At 68.3% G+C, this 20,416-nt stretch carries 16 protein-coding genes and 1 pseudogene; 10 read left to right on the top strand and 7 right to left on the bottom strand.

The genetic code is table 11. The features are described 5' to 3' along the window. Positions 1 to 37: 37 nt before the first annotated feature. The 4 genes from FHX75_RS07010 to FHX75_RS06995 are packed head-to-tail and all read right to left on the bottom strand — an operon-like array spanning position 38 to position 3,851. Positions 38 to 706, bottom strand: a complete 669-nt coding sequence (locus tag FHX75_RS07010; protein ID WP_154937234.1) for a hypothetical protein — start codon at positions 704 to 706, stop codon at positions 38 to 40. A 33-nt stretch (positions 707 to 739) separates the two neighbouring features. Continuing rightward, the gene (locus tag FHX75_RS07005; RefSeq protein ID WP_154937232.1) at positions 740 to 1,423 is read right to left on the bottom strand and encodes a GOLPH3/VPS74 family protein; all 684 of its coding nucleotides are present in this window, start codon (positions 1,421 to 1,423) and stop codon (positions 740 to 742) included. Positions 1,424 to 1,437: 14 nt separating this feature from the next. Further along, positions 1,438 to 2,448, bottom strand: coding sequence for an acetamidase/formamidase family protein (locus FHX75_RS07000; RefSeq protein WP_154937230.1), 1,011 nt, complete (start codon positions 2,446 to 2,448; stop codon positions 1,438 to 1,440). Further along, complete coding sequence (locus FHX75_RS06995) at positions 2,445 to 3,851, bottom strand: APC family permease (protein WP_154938904.1); 1,407 nt, start codon at positions 3,849 to 3,851, stop codon at positions 2,445 to 2,447. Before FHX75_RS06995 ends, FHX75_RS07000 begins: the two co-directional genes overlap by 4 nt. Before the next feature lie 342 nt (positions 3,852 to 4,193). Here FHX75_RS06995 and FHX75_RS31500 point away from each other — a divergent pair, with 342 nt between their 5' ends. Further along, on the top strand, positions 4,194 to 6,029 hold the full coding sequence (locus tag FHX75_RS31500) for a S9 family peptidase (RefSeq protein ID WP_246157762.1): 1,836 nt from the start codon (positions 4,194 to 4,196) through the stop codon (positions 6,027 to 6,029). On the opposite strand, the gene FHX75_RS06985 is transcribed toward FHX75_RS31500, so the two are convergent. Beyond that, entirely contained in the window at positions 5,993 to 7,378 is a 1,386-nt protein-coding gene (locus tag FHX75_RS06985; RefSeq protein WP_154937228.1) for a helix-turn-helix domain-containing protein, read from the bottom strand. The genes FHX75_RS31500 and FHX75_RS06985 overlap by 37 nt on opposite strands. A gap of 542 nt (positions 7,379 to 7,920) precedes the next feature. Here FHX75_RS06985 and fxlM point away from each other — a divergent pair. The 9 genes and pseudogenes from fxlM (at position 7,921) to FHX75_RS06940 (ending at position 18,594) form a co-directional block, all read left to right on the top strand. After that, the gene (gene fxlM / locus FHX75_RS06980) at positions 7,921 to 9,162 is read left to right on the top strand and encodes a methyltransferase, FxLD system (RefSeq protein WP_154938900.1); all 1,242 of its coding nucleotides are present in this window, start codon (positions 7,921 to 7,923) and stop codon (positions 9,160 to 9,162) included. Between the two features lie 12 nt (positions 9,163 to 9,174). Next, complete coding sequence (locus FHX75_RS06975) at positions 9,175 to 9,330, top strand: FxLD family lanthipeptide (RefSeq protein ID WP_132180749.1); 156 nt, start codon at positions 9,175 to 9,177, stop codon at positions 9,328 to 9,330. Positions 9,331 to 9,398: 68 nt separating this feature from the next. Beyond that, positions 9,399 to 12,146 (top strand): lantibiotic dehydratase, encoded by a 2,748-nt coding sequence (locus tag FHX75_RS06970; RefSeq protein ID WP_154937224.1) that lies wholly within the window; start codon positions 9,399 to 9,401, stop codon positions 12,144 to 12,146. Then, positions 12,143 to 13,213 (top strand): lanthionine synthetase C family protein, encoded by a 1,071-nt coding sequence (locus FHX75_RS06965; protein WP_154937222.1) that lies wholly within the window; start codon positions 12,143 to 12,145, stop codon positions 13,211 to 13,213. The genes FHX75_RS06970 and FHX75_RS06965 overlap by 4 nt, the downstream gene beginning before the upstream one ends. Positions 13,214 to 13,226: 13 nt before the next feature. Continuing rightward, positions 13,227 to 14,027, top strand: a complete 801-nt coding sequence (locus FHX75_RS06960; RefSeq protein WP_154937220.1) for a thiopeptide-type bacteriocin biosynthesis protein — start codon at positions 13,227 to 13,229, stop codon at positions 14,025 to 14,027. Between the two features lie 1,377 nt (positions 14,028 to 15,404). After that, positions 15,405 to 16,220 (top strand): helix-turn-helix domain-containing protein, encoded by an 816-nt coding sequence (locus tag FHX75_RS06950; RefSeq protein ID WP_154938898.1) that lies wholly within the window; start codon positions 15,405 to 15,407, stop codon positions 16,218 to 16,220. A gap of 910 nt (positions 16,221 to 17,130) precedes the next feature. After that, a pseudogene (locus FHX75_RS06945) lies at positions 17,131 to 17,411 on the top strand (transcriptional regulator); the annotation flags it as partial. Positions 17,412 to 17,899: 488 nt separating this feature from the next. Further along, on the top strand, positions 17,900 to 18,037 hold the full coding sequence (locus tag FHX75_RS30615; protein WP_170285302.1) for a hypothetical protein: 138 nt from the start codon (positions 17,900 to 17,902) through the stop codon (positions 18,035 to 18,037). Positions 18,038 to 18,129: 92 nt separating this feature from the next. Further along, positions 18,130 to 18,594, top strand: coding sequence for a hypothetical protein (locus tag FHX75_RS06940; protein ID WP_154937218.1), 465 nt, complete (start codon positions 18,130 to 18,132; stop codon positions 18,592 to 18,594). A gap of 346 nt (positions 18,595 to 18,940) precedes the next feature. On the opposite strand, the gene FHX75_RS30610 is transcribed toward FHX75_RS06940, so the two are convergent. After that, positions 18,941 to 19,087, bottom strand: coding sequence for a hypothetical protein (locus FHX75_RS30610; RefSeq protein WP_170285301.1), 147 nt, complete (start codon positions 19,085 to 19,087; stop codon positions 18,941 to 18,943). 5 nt (positions 19,088 to 19,092) lie between these two features. Further along, entirely contained in the window at positions 19,093 to 19,845 is a 753-nt protein-coding gene (locus FHX75_RS06935; protein ID WP_154937216.1) for a DUF4839 domain-containing protein, read from the bottom strand. Positions 19,846 to 20,416 lie beyond the last annotated feature (571 nt).

Raw genomic sequence — 20,416 nt, 5'->3', positions numbered from 1 at the left:
GGGATCCTTCCAACGACGCGGGCGCGGTGGATGTGACCTATCGGGCGGTGGCCGCCGATGGTGAGGCGGCCGGTGGCCCTGGCGGCGTACCAGCATGGGTGGGGTTGGTGGGCCAGCGTCGGCTGCTGCCGGCGGGTCGGTGCATGCCCAGCAGGGTCGGGCCATCGGGGAGACGGATCGGGGTCTGCGGGCGGTAGCCGTGGCGGGTGAACAGGTCTTGGTTGCGGACGGTGACTTCGGCCCAGGCGGGCATGTCGGTGCGGTCGATGCGGGTGAGGTAGTGGGTCAGCATCACTTCGTCGAGACCGGCCGCGTCCTGCGGTGCGGTGGCGAGGACGGCGAGATGGTGGTGCGCGTCGGCGGGCCGGTGGGCTTCCAGGACGGCGTCGAGGGTGCGGAAGCGCTGAAGGTAGGGGCCGGCGGCGTCGGCGAGGCGGGACGGGTAGTTCGCCGGTGGTGGCAGTGGGCGCAGCCGGTGCAGGCCGACGGTGGCGGCAGTGAGATCGTCGGTGACGTGGATGTCGCCGAAGAACAGGGCGTGCTCGACCCAGATCTCGCCCACGGCGGTGAGGACCCGTAGCCGCTGCGCGGCGTCGGGTACCAGCCATTCCCCGAGGCAGCCGGGGTACAGGGCGGCGGCGACGACGCCTGCTATGGCCTGCCGCTCGGTCCACCGCAGGGTGCGGATGCGGAGCGCGTTGTCCATCGGTGAGGTCCTGACCTTGTGCTCGGACGGGTTTTATCGGTAGGTAGCGGTGGCGAGGTCGCCGACGGTGGCGTCCACGGCGGCGGTGACGGCCCGTACCGGCTTGTAGTGCTGCTCGGCGACGGTCCGCAACCGTGTGGGCAGGGTGGCGGTGTCGTCGTCGAGATACAGGTACGGCGCCAGGCCGAGCACGGCGACGAGGCCGGCGAGAGCGGCGGTGTGGTTGTCCGGCTGCTCCCGTCCCCGTGCGAGGGCGCAGAGCCGGGCGCGGGGGATGATCTGCCAGCGGGTGTGGCTGGGCAGGTAGGTGTCGGCGCGGACCAGTCCGGCCAGGCGGCGTCGCTGCTGGTGGTGCAGGATCCCGGTGGCGACGAGGCCGGCGCGGGTGCGGTCGTAGAGGTCGTCGCTGAACGCGCGTAGCCAGCCGCGCAGCGGCGGCGCCGTGGTGGCGTGCCGGATGGAGGCGATCGCGGTATCGGCGATCAGGTCGCCGACCGGCCGGTCCTGATGCAGGTGCAGGGTGAGGTCGTTGGCGGGGCGGGTGGTGGTGTTCGGGTCCAGCACCACCCGCCCGGCGAGGAACAGGTCGATCAGGACTGCGCCGGCCATGCCCAGGGCGAGGGCCTGCCGGTGCACGTGGGGTTGTCCGGTGTCCTCGTCGTGCCCGAGCAGGAACACCTCGTCGCGCAGCGGCAGCGGGGGAGTCAGGGCCGTCATCGCCTGCTCGCCGTCTACCGCAGCCCGGCCGCGCGCCGCAGCCGGGCGTGCACCCCGCCGTAGGCGGCGGACGGGCCGGGCAGCAGGTCCGTGTCGACCGTGGCAAGGATGGTGTAGTTCGGGTCGCAGACGTTCCCGATTGGCGCTCCGCTGGCCTGCGATATCAGCTGGTAGGTGTCCAGGGTGTCCATGCCGGTCAGCTCGGCCCCCCAGCCGACGAGGTCGGTGTGGGCGATGCGGTAGGCGTCCTCGAGAGGTCGGGCGCAGCCGATGGAGGCGATGCCGGTGTCGGTCTCCAGGCGTGGCCACACCGTCGGCGTCTTCTTGACCACCTCCACTGCCAGGGTGGTGACGGTGGCGATCTCCACGCCGACACCGCAGGCCTCACCCTCGCCCTGGCGGGCGTGCCCGTCGCCGAGGGCGAGCATCGCCCCGTGCACGTTCACCCCCAGATACACGGTCGTGCCAGCCCGAACGTGCGGCGTGTCGAGGTTCCCGCCGTGGGTGTCCGGGACGATCGTCGCCCGGGCCTCGAACCCGCCCGGGGCGACGCCGATCGTGCCGATCATCGGCTCCAACGGGAGATCCACCCAGTGGTCGCTGCCCGTGGCGTGGAACCGCACCGTGCCCGCGTCCTGGTCGATGCCGTACACCCACACCCGCTCCTCAAGCGGCGGTTGCAGGGTGGCCGTGTGCGAGGTCGACGTCAGCGCCCCGAAGTGGGGGAACGTCGACGACACCCCCCAGTCCCGGGCCGGCTCGATGGACAGGATGTGCACGGCGAGGGTGTCGCCGGGCTCGGCGTCCTCGACGAAGAACGGCCCCGACACCGGATTCAGATACGGCATCTGACACACCTGAGACGGCAGGTCCCCGGGCCCGCGCACCCGCCCTCCGAAGCAGTCCTCGGTGAACACCTCCAGCACGTCTCCCGACCGCAGGTGCGCCACCGGCATCCGCCCGCCGAAGGTGTACGCCAACTCGTCCCGGGCCGGCCGGTAGAGAATCTTGTCCATGCCGGTCACACCCTCTGCATCTCGTGCCGGGCCGGCTCCGCCGCGGCCAGCCCCGACAACACCGGCCGCCGGCCCGTCGCATACAAGCCACCCAGAACCAGCACCCCCAACGCCAGCCACGCCAGACCAAGGCGCTGCGCCGCGATGTTCGCGTTCACCACCACGTACGCCAGGACCGCGAACCCGGCCGTGGGCATCACCAGGTGCGCCCACCAGTTCCGGCTACCCCGCCGGATCAGGTAGTGCACGACCACGGACACGTGCAGCACCAGGAACGCCACCATCGCCCCGAAGTTGATCAGCGACGACAACAGGGTGATCCCGTCCGCCCGGAACGACATGTAAAGGCCCAAAGCGAGGGACACCACCGCGGTCAGCAGCGTCGCATTCAACGGCACGTTCCGCCGCGCCGACACCTTCGCTAAGAAGGCCGGTAGCTGCCGGTCCCGGGCCATCGCGTACAACAGCCGCGACGTGGCCACCTGCGCCACCATGCTGTTCGGCAATCCCCACGCAATCGCCGTCGCCACCGCGCACAACGTCGCCAGCCACCCGCCGCCGGCCACCCGGGCCGCCTCGTAGAACGCCGTGCCGTCCGGGTCCCCGTCCGTCAGCAGCCCGGTCGGGTTCGGCACGAGCATCGCCGCCAGCCACGTCTGGACGATGAACAACACCCCCGCCAGCACCAGAACGGCTGCCATCGCCCGGCCGATCTGCCGGGCACCGTCCCGGGCCTCCTCCGCCAACATCGAGATGCCGTCGAAGCCCAGGAACGACAGCACCGCGATCGAGACCGCCCCGCCGACCAGCGACCAGGTGAACGTGTCGGAGTTGTAGAACGCCTCCCAGCTGAACCGGCACTTGCCTGAGGCTAGGGCCCAGCCCGCGATGGTGAGGAACACCGCCAGCACGATCAGCTCACCGATGAGCATCACCCGGGTCACCACTGCGGTCATGCGGATCCCGACGGAGTTGACGACCGTGTTGACCACGACGAACCCGAGCAGCCACAGCCACACCGGCACCTCGGGCACGGTGGCGTGCATCGCCACCGACGCCACCAGATACAGCAGCCCCGGCACGAGGACGTAGTCGAGCAGGATCACCCACCCGGCGAGGAAGCCAACAGGAGGGCTGATGCCCCGGCCAGCGTAGTTGTAGACGCTGCCCGACATCGGGAACGCCTTGACCATCTTCGCGTATGAGAACGCGGTGAACACCAGCGCGACCACACCGATCGCGTACGCCAGAGCCACCATGCCACCCGAGCCGGCGTACACACTGCCGAAAATCGCCATCGGCGCGATCGGCACCATGTACACCAGCCCGTAGGCCAGCAGGTCTCGGAACCTGAGGTGGCGCGCCAACTCCTGTCGGTAGCCGTAGCGCGCCAAGTCATTTTGATAATGCATCTGGCCCATCCGATAAGTCGAATATCTTTGGCGGTGATGGCACCTGTCGCTGCCGTAACGATGAATTGCACTACGCATGAAGGGTTGCGCGGATAGGCGTCCTGGTCGATACCGGATATGCGGACAAAGGTTGTTGTCCGCATCGGCGTTCGCCGATAACACGGCCCAGTCGGGGGGTGCGCGGATCAGGATGTCCAGCGGCAGGGGTGAGAGTCTCGGGCGTAGAGTCGGCCGTGCCTGAGGAGCGTGGGCGCAGGCACGATGACACGCCACCTTGCTGGCGCCTCAAGCCCAGGGATGGGCTGCCCTCGGGGCACAGTCGGAGTTGATCGAGAGGGGCCCGTGAGCGTGGCGGCAGACTTCGCCGCTGTGTCGGTGGAGGACGCTGTCCGCGCCTCCACGAGCTACGACCAGCTTCGTGCCGGCGACGGCGCTCTGTACTGGCTGGAGACTCGGCCAGAATCTGGCGGCCACGGAACCGTGACGAGGTGGCGGCCTGGCGAGGGCACACGCACCATCAGTCCTGACGGTTTCGACGTGGCCAGCAGGGCCCACGCGTACGGGGGAGGATCTTTCGTTGTCGCCGAAGGCGCTCTGTGGTGTGTCGGCGACGCCGGCCTGTACCGAAGCCGCTGCGGCAGTGGACAGCTCGAGCTGATCACCGAGGGGGCCGTCGGCGACCTGACCATCGGTGACGGCGAGTTGTTAGCGGTGCGCGAATCAGAGCAGGGCGACCAAATCATCGGGATGTCCCTGGCGGAGCCTACGCAAATGCGGACGCTCACCGCATCATCGGGTTTCCTTGGTGCACCTCGGCCCGGCCCAGGCTCGTTGGCCTGGGCTGCATGGAGCGAGCGCGACATGCCCTGGGACGCGTGCGAGGTGTGGGTGGCCTCGTACTTGTCTGGCGGGCGCATCGGGACTCCGAGGAAGGTCGCCGGTGGCCCTGATGAGTCGGCGGTGGAGCCGCGATGGGGGCCGGATGAAGCGCTGTACTTCATGTCGGACCGCAGCGGCTGGTGGAACCTCTATCGGTGGAACGGCGACACGATCGAGGCGGTTGCGCCAATCGCGGGTGAATGTGCTGCGGAGCCGTGGGAGTTGGGCTACGCGTCGTACGACTTCCTTGCCGATGGCCGGATCGCCATGGTGGTGCAGGAGGGGCCGCGGCACCGCCTCGTCGTCATCGAACCTGACGGCGCCGTCCGCCCAGTCGATTTTCCCTATACGTCGATCAAGCCCTACCTGGCGGCGCAGGGCACGACAGTGGCGCTGATCGGATCGTCACCGACCGCAGCTCCGCAGGTTGCGGTGGTGCACCTCGCCGATGACGATCCCCGGTTGGAGGTGCTCGCCAGGTCGGAGCACGCGGAACTCTCCAAGGCGCAGGTGTCCACGCCGACGGAACTACGGATCGGTGTTCCCGATGGCCGTGAGGTGCTTGCCCTGGTTTATCCCCCGACGGGTTCGGCGGCGGACTGGCGTGCACCGCTGATCGTTCGGGCGCATCCTGGGCCCACCGCCTCCTGCCTACTGCGGCTGGACTGGCAGGCGCAGTTCTTCACCAGCCGCGGCTTCGCCGTGGTCGATGTCGATTATCTGGGCAGCACGGGGTATGGCCGCAGCTTCCGGGAGTCGCTGTACGGCCGGTGGGGCTTTGACGACGTGGATGACTGCGCGGCTGTAGCGAACCACCTGCTGGAGATGGGGCGAGCGGTGCCCGGTCAGGTCTTCATCCGTGGTGCCAGCGCGGGGGGATACACCGCGCTACACGCAGTGTCGAAGGACGGTCCGTTTGCTGCGGCCACCGCAGTGTCTGCGATCGTCGATCCGGACTGGTGGGCGGAGACCGTGCCTCGGTTCCAGCGGGCGCACGCTATGCGGCTACGAAGCGGCGCGGGCCGGGTCCGTGCCGCCACTGTTCAGCGTCCTGTTCTGTTCATTCACGGCACGGCTGACGAGGTAGCCGGGGTCGAGGATGTGCGGGAGCTCGCTGACGAGTTGGTGGCTCTCGGTGTAGGGCACGAGCTGCTGCTACTTCCCGATGTTGGTCATTACGTGGCGACGTCCAGCCGGGCGGGTGCGGCGTTGGAGGCAGAACTGGCCCACTACCGGTCGGTGATGGTGGCTGCCAGCGGGGATCACAGGGCCGCCAGCGGTAGCTGCTGGCGCACATAATCGCTGAGTTCGCGAACCTCGGGTTCGCATCGGTAGGGCTCAAGGTCGGCTTGTACCTCAACGATGCGCTGCAAGCAGCGGTGCGACGTGATCCGCGCGGCGTGGTCCACCGCCGTATGGGCGGTGGCGCACGCTTCGTCGATCTTGCCGGCGGCAGCCAGCGACGAGGCCAGGAGTGCGGTGTCGATGGCGAGTCGGCGGACGTGTGTGGGGCTCAGCTCGGTGAGGGCTTCGCCCAGGTGCCGTTGGGTTTGCTGCGGTCGGCCCAGGTCGTGGAAGCAGTGGGCGATCTCGTCGGCGAGGTACGCAGGGGTGAAGTACCGGATCCACGACGGCTCGTCCTCGGGTTTGCTGCGGGCCAGATGCCTCTCTGCGATGTCGAGGTGGGTCAGGCAGTCGCCCTCGTGTCCGAGGCGGGCGTGTGTCCGCGCCACCACGGCGTGCAGGGCGGCTGTGACGGCTGGCGTCGCCTGCGGCTCACTTCCTCGCACCGCCGTGAGCGCCATTCGTAGCGCTGGCTCGGGGTGACCACAGTGCAGCGCCAGGTGGCCAATGTTCACGGCGAGCAGGTAGCTGCCGAAGAGACGGTCATCGCCGGCCTGTGTCAGCCGTAGAGCGCGTAGGTAGCGACGTTGCGCGAGACCGTGGGCGCCGGTGTCGACCGCCTGGTATCCGCACAGTTCGAAGAATCCCGCCGCCAAGGTGTAAAGGTGCCGACCGATCGCTTCCGAGGCGGGCGGGCTGGCCAGTAGCCGGTTCAGTTCGCGTTCGACGTACCGCTGCACCTGGGCGTAGATTCGTCCGGCACCGTGGGTGTGATCCAACTGGCGGAACATCGCCAGGGCGGTCTCAGCGGAGTCGAGGTCCTCTTCGCGGACCTGATCAGGCGAACCGGCTCGGCCGGCCACGGACAGGCGGGGTCCCGCTGAGGCGTTCAGCCAGTCCAGCGCGGCGCGGTCGAGAACGCCGGGCTGGAAGGGAACGCGGACGACCATGTCCGCCACCCCGCGCGTCTCCTCCGCTTGGGCGGCCAGCAGGCTGCCGGCGTTGGTAGGACCGCTCGGGGAAGCTGTCCGCATACCCTCGTTGGCGCGACTTCCCTCAAGAAGCGGTAGCAGGCGGGTCAAGGCCCCTCCGGCCGCCAAAGCCCTGTCGCAGGCTTCAACGAATTCCCGGGACGGGAAACGGTCCGCAGTCTCGACCCGGCGCACCAGGTCAGCGCTGAACCGGATCATCGTGCCGAGTCGCGCCTGGGAGAGGTTGGCCCGCTCCCGCAGCCGACGCAGCTCGGCGCCGAAGAAGTGGCGCTCGGACAGGGACGGCTGGAGCATCCGCGGGGTCTGGCCCATAGCACCGCCTCCTCTGGCTGTTCACACCACCATGGCGATGAGCAGCGTGGATGTCGCGCACATAGGGTCACTCAGTGTTCAGCGCGGCGCAACCAAGAACACCGAGATCCGTAGATGCAGGAGAAGCGCATCGGTGGCGCACATGCGGACAGCCGCTTCGTCCGCATGCTTGGCATTCACTTCACCGACTCGACGGGCGAGTGTGGAGACGGGCCGGGCTACTCGTCAGATCCGCCCCTGACTTGAACGAGCGCGGGAGGTTGCAGTGGAGCAGGAGACCGTTCCGCCGCCGTGATCTTGATACACGCCGGCTGCGCCCTCGGCCTTGCCACCGTACGAGCGATCACGCGCATGGACATCCGTGCATGTGGCCGGGGGCATCCACGCCCGCCAGCAGGACGGAACCTTCGACCAGCACCACATCGACTTCAGACTTCCATGTGACTTGGCGAGTCCAGCGGCTTGACGCGCTGTTGAGCCGAGAAGAGCGGAACGACGGGCCATCCGATCGGGAGGCCCTGATGGAAAGGGAGAGCACCCGAATGAGTGTCGATACGGCGAGCGGCGAGGACCTCCACGCCGCAATGGTCGATCAGCTCGTCGCTGATCACGCGGAGAAAGGGCTGATCATGCCGCCCGAGGTGGAAGCGGCGCTACGGTCCGTGCCACGCCATCTGTTCACTCCGGATGCCGCGCTGACGGAGGCGTACCGGGCCGACCAGGCGGTGGTGACCAAGCGGATCGGCGACGAGGCGGTCAGTTCGGTGTCGGCGCCGTGGCTCATCGCGGAGATGCTCGGTCAGGCCGCAGACGCCATCGACGGCGGGTTGGCCGGCCGGCACGTCCTGGAGATCGGCTCCGGCGGATACAACGCGGCGCTGCTGCGCGAGCTGGTCGGCCCGTCGGGCTCAGTCACGACCGTAGACATCGATCGCGAGGTGACCGACCGGGCCACCGCCTGCCTCACAGCGGCAGGTTACGACGACGTGGCCGTCGTGTGCGCGGACGCCGAGCAACCGGTCAACCCTGGCCGCCGATACGACCTGATCATCGTCACGGTCGGGGCCTGGGACATCTCCCCGGCCTGGACCGCCCAGCTCGCCGAGAACGGAACGCTGGTCGTACCGCTACGGACGTTCGGGATGACCCGCTCGTGGGCGATGCGCCGGACGGGGGACCGGCTGGTCAGCCACAGCCAGCGGTTGTGCGGGTTCGTGTCTATGCAGGGCGCCGGGGCACATCAGGTGCGGTACGTCGACATCGCTGACGGGGTGCACCTGCGGCTGGACGAGGACCAGCAGGTCAACCGCCACGCCGTCGGTGAGCTGTTGGCGCAGCCGCAGACGCAGGCATGGGCCGGGGTGAGCCTGCCCCCTCGCACCGTCCTGGCTGACCTCGACCTGTGGTTGGCGTCCCGCATCACCGATGCGGGACAGCAGGTCGTTGTTCTCACGGCCCAGCAGGAGGCCGTCGATGCGGGCGTCGTCGCCCCGGCGTGGCGCTTCGGCACACCGGCCGCCCTCAACAACGGCACCTTCTGCTACCGCTCGGCGCTGCGGTGGAACGACGACGACATGTTCGACCTCGGCGCCTGTGCACATGGGCCCGGCGCCGCGGCGGCGGCCGGGCGGATGGTCGGACAGATGCGCGCGTGGCTGAACGCGGGCAGCCCATCGCCGGTGCTGCACGTCCTGCCCGCTGGTACTCCCGACGGCGACCTGCCGGCCGGGACGGTGCTGGACAAGCGGCACAGCCGCTTCGTCCTCACCTTCACCCCCGCATAGAAGGGAACGCACGTGAACGAAACCGACGCCTCGGAGTTCGCCCTGGACGTCAGCCTGGTCGACGCCGGCCCCACCGCGGGCGGCTACGCCACCGCCACCGACGACGGGTGCGGCTCCGGCAACACCGGCTCCAACGCCTGCACCACGAAGTGCGACGGCGGCAACTGACCCATCCGTTCCTGTCACGATCGGGCCCGGCGTCGAGCGCGCCGGGCCCGTCGATTCGGTGGTACATCATGGTTCCCGCAGCTGGTGCGGCGCTGATCAGAATCGCCGCCTACCCCAAGGGCCTCGTTCTGCCCGCTTGGCCCGACATGGCCCATGGTCATCCGGATCAGTGGCGCGAGTGGCTGGACAAGACGTGGACGCTGCCCGGGTTCGCGGCAGCCGTTACCGGCGCGGCGCCGCAGCTGGCCGACCAGATCCAGCACGCGCTGAGCGGGGAGCCGATGTCTCAGCAGCGGCTGCGGCGGCTGGTGCAGTCAGCGGTGCGGTACCTGCTGCGCTGGACCACCCGTGCGACCCCGTTCGGCACGTTCGCCGGCGTGGCTCCGGTCCAGTTGGGCGCTCGCGCGGCGGTCCGCCTGGGCGACGCCCATCGCGTGGTCTCCCGCCCTGACGGGCAGTTCATCGCCGAGCACACCGCGCGGGCCGAACAGGACCTGGCAACCCTGCGCACCGCCGCGGTGGTGACGAACTCGTTGGGATACCGGCGCGGCGACAGGTGGATTCTGCCCTGTGCCCACGCCAGCGCCGATCGGCGGTGGGACGTCGAGATCCCCCTGACCGGCCCAATCCGGGCGGCGATCCAGACGGCGCGGCCCCCGGTCAGGTTCGCCGACCTCGCCGCGACGGTCGCCGGACCCGCCAGCATCGCCGACGCCGAGCGGCTGCTGGCCGAACTGGTCCACACCGGGGTGCTGCTGTCGGCCCTACGCCCACCCATGACCGCCACCGACCCGGCCACACACGTCGCCCGCCACTACGCCATCCCGGAACCGGGCAACCGAGTCGCCGTCGATCTACGCGCCGACATCGCGGTGACCCTGCCCCCGCCGGTACTGCACGAGGCGGAGCGGGCCGCGTCCACGCTCGTTGCGGTAGCGCCACCACCTACCCCCGGATGGACCGAGTACCACAACGCGTTCATCGAGCGGTGGGGCCCAGGAGCGGCCGTTCCCATCCGTGATGTGCTGAACGTGCTGGGGCTTCCGGCCGGCTACCGGGGATCCACTCGTCGCGCCCCAGCGCTGTTCACCGCCCGCGACCGGCTGCTCGGACAGCTCGCGCAGCAGGCCGCACTCGACGGCTGCGCCGAAGTGGTGCTCGACGACTCGCTGATCGACCGGCTACGCGGGAATGACGACCGACCGCCGATCCCGCACACCGAACTGCGGTTCACCCTCGCCGCCGACACTCCGCGCGATCTGGACCGCGGCGCGTTCACCCTGACGGTGCTCAGCGGGTCCCGCCACGCCGGGGTCGCGGCGGCCCGGTTCCTGCATCTGCTCACCCCCGCTGAACTCGCCGGATTCCAACAGGTCTACCGGCATTTGCCAACGGCCCTGCCCGGCGCGGCCCCGCTGCAGCTGTCCGGGCCCCCGCTGGACGCCCGTCTCACCTCGGTGGCCCGGACGCCCGAGCTGCTGCCCGTCCTCCCTGTCGGCGACTTCCACCCGGCACCGCCGTACACGATCCAGGATCTGGCGGTGACCGGCGACGGACGCCGGTTGTGGCTGGTATCGCTGGTCACCGGTCAGCCTGTCGAACCGCTGCTGTTCAACAGCGTGCTGCTGCCTACACTGCAGCAGCCGCTGATGCGGTTCCTGACCGAGATCTGGACCGCGTGGACAGCACCGTGCAGCCGGTTCGACTGGGGATACGCCAGCGGCCTGCCGTTCCTACCCCGCCTACGGCGCGGACGCACCATCGTGCACCCCGCCCGCTGGATCATCGACCACACCGCGCTTCCCGCTCCGAGTACGGCATGGCCGCAGTGGCGCGACGCCTGGCAGCGACACCGCCACCAGCGGCACATCCCGCAGCAGGTCCTGGTCGGCGATGACGACATACGCCTACGCCTCGACCTGGACGACCACACCCACCTGGCGGTCCTGCGCGACCACCTCGACCGGCATCCCCGCACCGTGATCACTGAGGCTCCAGGGCCAGCGGGCTGGATCGACAACCGCCCCGCCGAACTCCTGCTCACCCTCACTCACCCCGCGCCAGCCGACCGACCAGCCCGACCAGCCCGGACCGCCACCACTGTTCAGCACTGGCCTGGACGGTCACGGTGGCTGGAGGCACACCTACACGGTCGGCTCGACGATATCCTGACCGACCTCGCCGCCCGCCCCACCGACCACCTACCAGCCGGCTGGTGGTTCCTCAGGTTTCCCCACCCCGAGCCGCACCTGCGGCTACGCATCCCGCTTCCGGACACCGACCGGTTCGCCGACATCGCCCGCCATCTCACCGGCTGGGCGCAGCACCTGCACGATGACGCCCTCGTACACGACTACAGCCTGCACCCGTACCGCCCGGAGACCCGCCACGGTGCCGCAGCGACCCTCGCCGCCGCCGAGCGGGTGTTCGCCGCCGACTCCCGCGCCGCCCTGCACAGGCTCACTGGAGACCGACAGGCCGCCACCGCCGCCGGGATGATCGCCATCGCTGACAGCTTTACCGGCGACGGCCCGCGCTGGCTTGCCACCCACGTCCCTCACCGGACCGGTCCCCGCCTCGACCTCACTCAACTCGAACATGCCCGACGCCCAGTGCATGACGAGCGACTCGCGGCAGCGCTGGCCGCCTACCGGTCGTCGGTCGTCGCTGACGGGCTCGACCCCGACGAGGTGCTGGGTGACCTGCTGCACCTGCACCACGCCCGCATGATCGGCGTCGACCTCGCCTCCGAACAGCACTGCCTGCGGCTGGCCAGAACCATCGCCCGCACCATCCTCGCTGGGCGTAAGCCGTGACCGCGGGACAATCCCTCGCCGACGGCGCGGCCGGTATGGCTCTGCTGCATCTGGAAACCGGCAACTGGACCGCAGCGTATGAGGCACTGCGCGACGCCATCGCCGGTGGCGTGAGCATCGCCGAGGGGGCCAGCCTCTTCTACGGCGCTCCCGCGCTCGCGTTCGTCCTCGCCACCACCGACCATCCGGGGCTCGCTCAGGCAAGAGCGGCCACCGCCGACGGCACCACCACGGTGACCCGCCGACGGCTCGACGCCGCCCACCGCCGCATCGACCGACACGAGCAGCCGCGCTACGCCGAGTACGACCTCATCCGCGGGCTGACCGGACTCGGCGTCGTCCTACGCCGGCTCGGCGACGACGACCTGCTCCGCCAGGTCCTGGACTACCTCGTCCGGCTCACCGAACCGCGAGGCGAGCTACCTGGCTGGTGGTGCTGGAACGGGCCCGAACGCCGCCAGCCACCGCCCATCGGCGGTCACGCGAACTTCGGCATGGCCCACGGCATCACCGGCCCCCTGGCACTGCTCGCCCTCACCCTCCGCGACGGCATCACCGTCGCCGGACACACCACGGCGATCAACCGCATCAGCCGATGGCTGGACACCTGGCAGCAGAACACCGACGGCACGATCTGGTGGCCGCAAACCATCACCCTCACCGACCTACGCCGCGCAACACCGGCCCAGCAAACCCCGCTGCGGCCGTCCTGGTGCTACGGCACCCCCGGCATCGCCCGCGCCCAGCAACTCACCGCACACGCCCTGCACGACACCACCCGCCAGCACCTCGCCGAGACCGCATTCACCACCTGCGTCACCGACCCCGAACAACTCCGGCGGCTCACCGACCGAGGCCTGTGCCACGGCACCGCCGGACTGCTGGCCACCGCCCGCCGCATCGCTGCCGACGCCCGCACCCCCATACCCCTCGATCTCGTCAACGATCTCCACCGGCAGGCCACCCCCACCCCCAACGAGCCCGAGGGGCTCCTCGACGGGAATGCAGGGGTTGACCTCGCGACCGTCGCCACCACCGCCTGGGACGCCTGTCTCCTCCTCACCTGACGAAAGAGCCACCGTGGACCACACCTCCTGGCAACAGGTCAACATCACCTTCCCGGGCCAGACCGCCCGGGAGCGCGAGCAACAGGCGGTCACCCACCTCAGCCGAGTGCTTTCCGCCGCTCAGACCGCCGGCCTGATCACCTGCTGGTGGTTCATCCGCAAAGGCGCCTGGCGCATCCGCTACCTCCCCACCAAGCGCCCAGACAGCCAAGACCAAGCCCGCCGGCTACTCACCAAAGGGACCACCTGGACCGGCGACATCTACGAACCCGAAACCCGTGCATTCGGCGGCCACGACGCCATGATCACCGCGCACATGCTGTTCCACCACGACAGCCGCCACCTCCTCACCTACCTCCACCAGCACCCCACCACCCGGCGCGAACAATCCCTGATCTTGTGCACCGCCCTGATGCGGGCAGCAGGGCTCGACCTCAACGAGCAAGGCGACGTCTGGGCCCAAGTCCTCGAGCACCGCGCCGCACACCTCAACCAGGCACCCACAACCGATGCCCGCAGGTGGGAGAGGTTCACCGCAGACGTCCGCAGCCTGCTGCTCGGTGCGCCTCGCGCCACCGGCGACTGGCACACCGCATTCGCGAACGCCGGCGCGGCCCTACATCACCAACGGGGAAGGGGCACTCTCACCCGTGGCCTACGGGCAGTAATCGCCTTGCACGTGATCTTTCACTGGAACAGGCTCGGCCTATCCGCCACCACCCAAGCCACCCTCGCCCAAGCGGCCCAGGAGGCCATCTTCGGCCTGCCCGATCCGAACCTGCCAGACTCCAACAGCTCCGTACTCAGTAGGTAGCTCAATGATCGGCGCGTCTGGGGGCCGACGTCGGACGTGGAAGTGCATTCGGCAGGGTAGTGCCGATGTCGGAGGCGGGGGTTGAAGCGAAATCACATAAGCCCGTTATAGCAGTTATAGGACGCTCAGTGCCGAGGCGTAATGTCCGTTGCGTCTAATTGTGATTTGTCGCCCAACAGCGGGACCGACGCACTTCCTTCGCCTCCGAGTGGCGGATGGGGGAACTGGGGATCTTGGCGGGGCTCGCCGTGACAGCCGTGGCGGCCTGAGGATCCTTTAGCGGCAGCGCTACCACATCGTGACGTTGGGTCCCCTACCGTCAATTGCCACACCGAGCTGGCAGCGGCGCCCGTAGGGGCAGCGTTGCTTGGGCCATTGCGCCGCGACGCTGGTCGGCCGTCATCGCGGCCCGAGCTTATCGGCTTCAGACACCTCATTCGGCGTAAGGCTGTACACGTCCTACCGCCGCGCTGGGAGGATCCGGAGAGACGTGCCGGCGCCGAGGCGGGGTAGAGCAAGCGGGACTTCTTGGCGGCCTCGGTCGTGTCGCGACCAATCAACCAGCTGAGGTTTGTAAGGTTTGGCGTCAACGACGAAATGCTGTGGTGCGGCCTGGCAGGCGGCGCCGTGCGGCCATCGCGGGGGCAATGAACGGCCGGGCAGGGCGCCGTTGACCGGCGCCCTGCCGCAGGTGTCGAATAGCCGACAGTTGCTCGTTACGTTGACACAGCCTCGCGATTGGCGGCGCTTGCCAGGACGGGCTCACTATCTCGTGTCGTCTGTTCGCGCGACGACACCCCGCAAGGTAAGGAGGAACGCGCGCCATGCCGGGTCAGGGAAGGACAACGCGATCTCGGGGGTGATCGAGTCGAATACGACGACGCCGCGTTGGTGGCGCGACACCGTGAGGCAGTGGTCGTTCGCGCACTTGGAGCTGCGTCGCGTCCAGATCGGCTGGTCGGCGGCAGTTTTTTTCATTCCTCTCCTCCTAAATCCGTGAATTCGTACTGGGGGTAGCGTGGTAGATAATCTTGCAATACCGAAAAGGCGGTCTGTCGGGGTTATCGATTGGTGGGCCCGCCGGCGTCGCACCGACTCGCCCCGGCGTTCACTTTCTGTCCGGCAAGCTGTTGCGCTATGTAAGCAAGATAGCAGGGCGGCATGGATACGGACCACAAATGTCATGGGGTGCAACCCCGGCCGTGGCCACACGCCAAGGTCTGCTAGCTTGTTGCCGCTAGCCGCGATCAGGCGGGCAGCGGCAAAATGCCACCGGCAAGCTTCTTTAGGCCAAATGCCCATTGCAATTGCTGGCGGGAGGGCGCGAACATGACGGTAGGCGGGCAGGGCCCCACGACCAACCGCCGGCGCCTGCGCCTGGCGCTGCGCCAGACGAGACTCGACCGTGGCTACTCGCTCGAGGACGTCCGCCAAGCCATGGAGTGGTCGCTATCCAAGGTGATTCGCATTGAAAGCGGCACGGTAAGCATCTCCGTTAACGATCTACGCGCCCTGCTGGCGTTCTACGGGGTGACCGACGCCGACGAGGTCGACGGCATGGTGGAACTCGCCCGACTTGCTCGCCGTAGACACTGGGCTGCCGAATATCGGGACTACGTGTCAGCCTCCTACATGGACTTTCTGGGCTACGAGGACGACGCGTCCCGGATCAGCCAATATCACCCCTTCCTGATCCCAGGGCTGCTGCAGACCGAGGACTACGCCCGCCTCGTTGTGACCGCCCGACCGCACTACCAAGCCGACGAGCGGGCCGCCGCCGCCCGGGTGCGGCTACGCATGGATCGCCAAGAAAGGGTCTTCGCCTCCGGCCGGCAACGGACGGTGCGAATCGTGCTGGATGAACGCGCCCTCAAGCCCGTCCACAGCACCGAGATCATGAAGGAGCAGATCTCAAAGATCCAGGGACTGCTTCCCCGACTCGACCTGGTCATCCTTCAGCAGGACACAGCGGCAGAGCCCGGCTTCGTCGGACCGTTCTCACTACACGAGTTCGACTTCAACCGCGATCCTGACGTTGTGTACCTCGACAACGAGCCCGACGATGTGGCCCTCGTCGAAGAGGCCGACATGGTGGACGGGTACAAGGCCTCCTTCGAGAGCCTCTACGCCCTGGCCACCTCCGCCGACTCCTCCCACGGGCGCGAGATCCTCGAAGGCGGCGCGCGTCACTGACCATCCCCGTCCCCACTACGGGCATGACGGGGGCTGGGCACCCGCAGCTCCGCTTGTACAGAGGCAGCGCCATCGGTAGCGGCCAGCAACTGGTCAAGCCGGTCGACGCGCAGCCCCGCCCCTGCGTGCAGATGCGCAAGTAGCACCGGCGCTGGCTCCGCCATCAAGGCCGAGACGATTAGGATCCCCGCAGCCAAGCTGGCTGCGTGCAGGTCCGCGATCACCGAACCAGCGAGCAGCCACACCGCGGCAGTCAACGCCCTGCGTAGCGGCTGCGGTATCGTAGCCCTGCTGCCCAGCCAGGCACTCCCGGTCGCCAATCGCGCCACGGGTGCGACCTGGTACAGCCACTCGAAAGGCGGGTGTGCGTCGGACATCTGGTCCGTCACCCGACCACCTCCTGTACAGACCATCTACTTCCCTCACAGGTCACTCGGCTGCAAATCAACATGCAGACTGCAATATCTAATCTGCCTGTGGCTGTTTGCCTCTGGCAGATTAGCCCCCGAGCGGGCGGGTGGCGTGACGCCACGCTCAGACACGCCGGACGGACTCAGCGCGCAAGTGGGCAACACGTCACCGATGCCCGAGCGGTCCTCGCCGCCGCGCCGCAACAGCCAAGCCGACCTGCGGGGGAAAGACCCCAGCTCCGCCGTCATATTTCGCCGGCAGCGGGCCGGTGGCCTGACACGCCGGCAAGGCCGGCCACAGCCACAACCCTGATCGACCGCGTAGGCCAGCCAGCGTGTGTGCTCGACCCGGTAGCGCGCGGCGGGCGACCTGCTCACCGTCATCGCCCAACGCCGTCGCTGGTTCAGGCGGAGCGCCTCGCCGGCACGCCACCGGGTACCTGAGCCCGTTCCCTCCCGCTAGCTGCCACCGCGCCGGCGGCGGAGACGCCCGGCGATGGGCAGTGTTGGCCGACCTGGACCCGGATGGCGACGGGGGAGCGAGGCCCCGCCGGTCCGCGTCGGCCCGTCTCGACCTTTGGGCTTGCTCTAGTCGCCGCCGGGCAGGCGGACGAGGCGGTCGTCTCGGGGCGCAGGCTGTGGCGTCCGGGCGCGTGGTGCCGTCGAACTGGTGGCGGGCTGAGGAGTTGCTGACGAGGGTGGAGCAGACGGGGTGCCAGAGGTGGAGACGTTGCGCAACCTGCTGGGCAACACCTCTCACTCACCTATGACCGGACCATAGGCAAGGGCCTCTGGGTGGGCCTGCACTATCCAGGCGACATCTTCGCCGCCGTAGCCGTCGTCGCCGTCGCGCCAGTCGTCGTAGGCAACCCCTGCAGCGCAACCGCGGGTGGTTGAGGCCGAGGTGCGAACTGGCCGATCAGCTGATCGCCGCCGTCCCGGCCGACATTCGGCAGGTGTTTTCGCATGCGCTCATCCGCTTCCAGACTCAGCGACCAGACGCGGCGAGCAGGGCCTTTGGTCGAGCAGGCGCCCCAGGGCTGTCTTCCTGGGGCGCCTGCTCCCTGAGCTGAGTGAACTATCGAGCCCCTTACCGCGTCAGCCGGTGTACCAGCACTTCTCGGTCTGGGGCTGCGGGTTGGCGGCGGTGCCCGGAGTGTTGAGGTTGTGGTCGTTGATCCATCCGTGGGTGCCGCGCTGCCAGTCGTAGGCGTGGTACCAGAGAGTGTTGTTATACGGGCCGGCCGGCGCGCCTCCATGAGCCAGGGCATGAGCGACGTCATCAACGGCCTCGTATATAACGCCGCGCACCTCCTCATCAAGCTGTCCCGCTCCACCGGGCAGCCACAGGAGGAGATCCTCCAGGAGTTCGGGGCGATGTACGCCGACCCAAACTGTGGAGCATGACCCGTTGCCCGCGCCGCGACCGCCGGCTCGACGGACACGGCCCCTTTCAACTGGCGGTTCGGGCCCCGTTGGGAGCTGGCTACGCTGAGATCGTGAAGTTCGATCTGGGGGACGTGCCGGCCTGGGCCGCGCTCCTCGCCTCCGTCGGGGCTATCTACGTGGCTACCCGCGCCAACCGGCACGCCCGTGATTCCGCCGCCGCCTCCAAGGACTCCGCCGTCTCCGCGCGCCGATCCGCTGACGCCAGTGAGCGGCAGGCCCAAGCCGCCGAGCAGGCGCTCGCGCCATCGTCGCCGCAGGTGAGGTGGCGCATCACCCGGGGGCAGGGCCGCGAATCATACGTCCTTCGTAACGTAGGGACTGCCACAGCTACCGCCGTCCAGGTCGACCTCACCTGCCTGCCGACGCACACGGTTTTGGACCTCGGCGACCACGTCTTCCGGCCAGGTCAGGCCATCACGTTTTGGATCATCCTCGCCGCCAGCGACGACGACGTACAGCAACTTTGGCTGACCTGGGATGGGCAACCCGAGGCGGTCCCGGTCCCCATGCCCTGACCCTGTTCCTGGCCCATTCGTCTCGTCAGAGGTCGACCAGCGGGCGACTGGATGAGTCGGGTTTGTACATGCCATCCACAGTGGGCCGTCAGGTATGCCCGATTGGGGTCTAGCGAGGGGACCTGAGGGGAGGCTTGTGTTTGCGCAGGTCAGAAGGCCCGCCGCTCGTCCGAGGTAGGGGCTTGACCTCGGACGAGCCACCCGCCGGCTGCGGCCGACCGTCCCAAGCCGGGTCGTGTCAACCTGGCGATGGCAGCGCCTCCGCGCGAGACCCGCCATCTGGTGTGCCATGACAGCCAGGACGAAAGCAGCAATCCACCGAGAACGGTCCGGCCGAGCGGCAAGGTCAGCGTGAAGACCGCCACGCGTTGGACTTCCCGCGCAGGGCAGCGGTCAACCAAGGCAAGAAGTAGCCGAGAGTGATCACGGTCAGGATGATGCTGATGGTGACGCTGATCGGCCGTGCGCGCCGGTCCGTGATGATCCGACTCACGTCGCCTACCGAATTTTCGTAGAGACCGGCTCAAGGAAGAACAGGCATTGGTTCGGGTTGTAGTCGCCAACCCGAGCAACGACGTGGAGAAGGTCGCCGGTACCTACGGAATCCGGGATGTTCGCGCCAGTGAGATGCAGGTCAGAGACGTTGACGTCTTCGAACTTGAATGCGGGCCCAACCACAGACTTCGGGCCCTTATCTCCGGGATAGACGCCGATGTCGTAGCGAGTGTTGTAATCGCCGTGACTTGGCATTGATGCGATGGAACCGTCGAACTCGATGGTCCTGCCCTCGTACTTGGCCGCGAACGTTCCGATCGTCTCGTCGCAGTAGTCCCGCACCGCCAAGAGCGCCGCGAGATCCTTGCTGTTCTTGACCGTCAGGACCTGGTCCGCGTCGGACTTATCTGAAGCCGATTCTTCGGGCTTCGGCGTCTCCGAGGGCTTTCCGCTGGCCACGACCGTCGTCTCGCTCGGCAACGTGGTGGGCTTGGAGTCCTTGTCGTCTCCGCCTTGGAGCGCGCTGGCGATTCCGCCGAGAATGGCTAGGAGCAGGACGACACCGGCGGCCACGGCAATGAGTACCCACGGGAGCTTCGGCTTCGGGCGGCGGAAGTTCAGCGTTGTCCGCAACGTCCCCTGGTTCTGGTCGACGAGCTCCCAACCAGCCTTCTGCCACTTCGCGATCGACCTGGCCTCGATGCCGCGGATTGCCTGCACGGACTTGAACTCGTACTGCACACCGTCGTCAGCCATGCGGCTCCCAGACCCCCCGAATCGGATTCATCGCTCATGAACTCCTCGCGAGGATAGGGGCTCAGCGAAGTCAGCGGGGGTCGAGGTGGCCTCGGGCCCGTCGGGTAGTGGCGCAGCGGGTTCGGAGCCGTTGGTCGACGCGGTTGCGGAAGCCGTAGGCGTCGCGGACGCTGTCGCTGTCATCCGTCCCTTGTGTAGACCGATCATCGGCCGCTCCGGCCGGGCGTCCGCGAGGTGCTGCCCGCGCTGGGCCCGCCGGTCCGGTCGCCGAGGTCAGCCGCCTCTTGGGCAGGACCTCGTAGAGCAACGGTTTCCTAAGACGGTGCTCGATCCGCGTGCGCAGGCTGACGTCCTGCATCCCCTCTGATCCTGCCGTACGTGTGCCGGTCGCAACGGATAGGCGCTGTGCTCGTCGGCCGGTAGATCAGCAGGCCGGCTGTAGGGCCTGCTTGACCGCCTTTCGCGGTTGCCCTGCTCACGTGGCGGCCGCTCGTAACCTTCTGATCCGTAGCCTGGGCCGCACTGTCCGGCTCGGTCCAGATGCGCCCGCAACCATTGGTCGCGGTGCTCT

The sequence above is a fragment of the Micromonospora palomenae genome, assembly GCF_007829925.1.
GTDB classification, from domain to species: domain Bacteria; phylum Actinomycetota; class Actinomycetes; order Mycobacteriales; family Micromonosporaceae; genus Micromonospora; species Micromonospora purpureochromogenes.
The sequence above is the reverse complement of the archived record's forward strand: the minus strand, read 5'-3'. Positions and strand labels throughout refer to the sequence as shown.

Bases quoted from the DNA above. Each gene is read 5' to 3' on its own strand.
- FHX75_RS07005 (WP_154937232.1), bottom strand. From the start codon at position 1,423: ATGACGGCCCTGACTCCCCCGCTGCCGCTGCGCGACGAGGTGTTCCTG.
- fxlM (WP_154938900.1), top strand. From the start codon at position 7,921: ATGAGTGTCGATACGGCGAGCGGCGAGGACCTCCACGCCGCAATGGTC.
- FHX75_RS06935 (WP_154937216.1), bottom strand. From the start codon at position 19,845: ATGGCTGACGACGGTGTGCAGTACGAGTTCAAGTCCGTGCAGGCAATC.
- FHX75_RS06970 (WP_154937224.1), top strand. From the start codon at position 9,399: ATGGTTCCCGCAGCTGGTGCGGCGCTGATCAGAATCGCCGCCTACCCC.
- FHX75_RS06985 (WP_154937228.1), bottom strand. From the start codon at position 7,378: ATGGGCCAGACCCCGCGGATGCTCCAGCCGTCCCTGTCCGAGCGCCAC.
- FHX75_RS30615 (WP_170285302.1), top strand. From the start codon at position 17,900: ATGAGCGACGTCATCAACGGCCTCGTATATAACGCCGCGCACCTCCTC.
- FHX75_RS07010 (WP_154937234.1), bottom strand. From the start codon at position 706: ATGGACAACGCGCTCCGCATCCGCACCCTGCGGTGGACCGAGCGGCAG.
- FHX75_RS06995 (WP_154938904.1), bottom strand. From the start codon at position 3,851: ATGCATTATCAAAATGACTTGGCGCGCTACGGCTACCGACAGGAGTTG.